Raw genomic sequence first — 2,189 nt, 5'->3', positions numbered from 1 at the left:
GGTGCACATGTTCGGCATCGCCATGGCCGCTGGCCAGCGCATCGGCATTGGGCACCACCTGGGCCAGGCAGCCGGCCACGCTGTCGCGCAGCCACTCGGCCGCCGACTCGGGCAGCGCGCGGGTGGGCGTGGCGGCCTTGACCACCGGCCACATCGGCAGGCCCTGCGCCAGGCGCTCGCCGCGTTCGGCCTTGGTGGCGTGGCTGAGCCAGAGGCCGTGCACGGGCAGCCACTCGCTGGCCAGCACCCGCAGCGCCGAAGGCTCGCCGTCCAGCAGTTCCAGCTCCAGCTCGCACACCGGCAGGCGCTGGTCGCCGGCCAGGATGTGGCCTTCGTCCAGCGCGGCCTCGATGCGGCCGCCCGCCACGCTCAGCTGCAGGCTGCGGCGCCAGAGGTCGGTGCCGTAGACGCGGCCCAGCGTGGCCGCGATGGCCTCGGCGTCACCGGCCGCGGCCAGCACCTGGGCCAGTGCGTCGCCGGCCGGGGTGCCGTGGTGGCGGCCAAGGTCGAGAGCCGGCAGGTCGGGGCCCACATCGGCCAGCTCGGCGTTGTGTTCCAGCCGGTGGGCCACCACCGCGCCCTGGGCCTTGAGCGTCTGCACCCAGCGGTCGCCTTCGTGCCGCAGCCGCAGCGCGATGCGGTGGCGCGCCAGCAGGCGGTCGGGCGTGTCGAAGTAATGCGCCTGCAGCCGCTGGCGGGCGCTGTCGGGGCCGGTGAATCGCTCGGCCAGCGCCGGCAGCGCCGTGGGGTCGAAGCCGAACTTCAGCTCTGTTTCATGGGTCATCGGGGCACTTTAGCGGTGCGCTCGATGGCCCCACGCGTCAGTACAGCTCAGGGACGATCATTTCGGCCGGCACCGGGTTGCGGATGTAGTCGGCATGCCGCACGCGGGCGGGCAGCGCGATCGGGTCGTGCGGCACCTCGTGGTAGTCGAACTGCGCCAGCAGGTGGGCGATGCAGTTCAGCCTCGCGCGCTTCTTGTCCACCGCCTGCACCACCCACCACGGCGCCTCGGGGATGTGGGTGCGCTCCAGCATCGCTTCCTTGGCGCGGGTGTAGTCCTCCCAGCGGCGGCGCGATTCCAGGTCCATCGGGCTCAGCTTCCACTGCTTCAGCGGATCGTGGATGCGGTTGAGGAAGCGGGCGTGCTGCTCGTCGTCGGTGATCGAGAACCAGTACTTGATGAGCGTGATGCCCGAGCGCGCCAGCATCTTCTCGAACTCGGGCACGGTGCGGAAGAACTCCTCCACCTCGTCGTCGGTGCAAAAGCCCATCACCCGCTCGACGCCGGCGCGGTTGTACCAGCTGCGGTCGAACAGCACTATCTCGCCGGCCGCCGGCAGGTGGCTCACGTAGCGCTGGAAGTACCACTGGGTGCGCTCGCGGTCGTTGGGCGCGGGCAGCGCGGCCACGCGGCACACGCGGGGGTTCAGCCGCTGGGTGATGCGCTTGATGACGCCGCCCTTGCCGGCCGCGTCGCGGCCCTCGAACAGGATCACCACCTTTTGCCGCTGGGCCACCACCCAGTCCTGCAGCTTCACCAGCTCGCCCTGCAGCCGGAACAGCTCGCGGAAGTACAGGCGCCGCAGGGCCTTGGCCTCTGGGTCGTGGGCGTCGTCGCCATCGTCGATCGCCATTTCCAGCTCTTCGTCGTAGCTGTCGATGAGGTCGAGGTGCATGCGCTGCAGCGGCAGCAGGGGATCGTGGTCGGCGCGGTCGTTCATGGCGTTCCAGGGCAAAAGGGACCCGCGCACGCTGCCCGGACTGCGTGACGCTGGTGTGACGGTCGGGGCGACTCTGTCATCGCGTCAATCGCTAATATTGACCACCGTGGCGCAAACGCACCGATGGGGACGTCTCGCATGGTTGATTGATGCTGCAACGCAACGACTCGACTAGATTGGCGCGCTTGCGGTCACGGATTGGGGTCGGTCTTTGTCAGTTGCGTCTGTTTTTTCCTTGCGTTCATGGCAAGTTGGCCTGACCGCGAGCCTGGTGGCCGTCGGTGCCGCAGCACAACCGTCCTTGCCCTGGTCGCCCAGCCCCTATGAGCGCCACGCCCTGCAACTGCTGGCCGACGAAGCCGGCCTGCAACTGCCCTTGAGCCACTGGCCACTGCCGCGCCGCGCGGTGGTGGAGGCCATTGACCATTTGCCCGGCAGCCTGCCCGCCGCGCTGCAGGCCGCGCG

At 69.7% G+C, this 2,189-nt stretch carries 2 protein-coding genes; both read right to left on the bottom strand.

Annotated elements, in window-relative coordinates:
• The coding region (locus ABNT58_RS04530; protein WP_348752317.1) for a CYTH domain-containing protein at positions 1-784 on the bottom strand (784 nt) is incomplete at its 3' end.
• A gap of 37 nt (positions 785-821) precedes the next feature.
• Entirely contained in the window at positions 822-1,724 is a 903-nt protein-coding gene (gene ppk2, locus ABNT58_RS04525) for a polyphosphate kinase 2 (RefSeq protein ID WP_348752316.1), read from the bottom strand.
• Positions 1,725-2,189: the final 465 nt, after the last annotated feature.

It is taken from the genome of uncultured Aquincola sp. (assembly GCF_964001545.1).
Classification (GTDB): domain Bacteria; phylum Pseudomonadota; class Gammaproteobacteria; order Burkholderiales; family Burkholderiaceae_C; genus Aquincola.
The sequence above is the reverse complement of the archived record's forward strand: the minus strand, read 5'-3'. Positions and strand labels throughout refer to the sequence as shown.

What these genes read in the sequence shown, in the direction of transcription:
- ppk2 (WP_348752316.1), bottom strand. Translation starts at nt 1,724, where the DNA reads ATGAACGACCGCGCCGACCACGATCCCCTGCTGCCGCTGCAGCGCATG.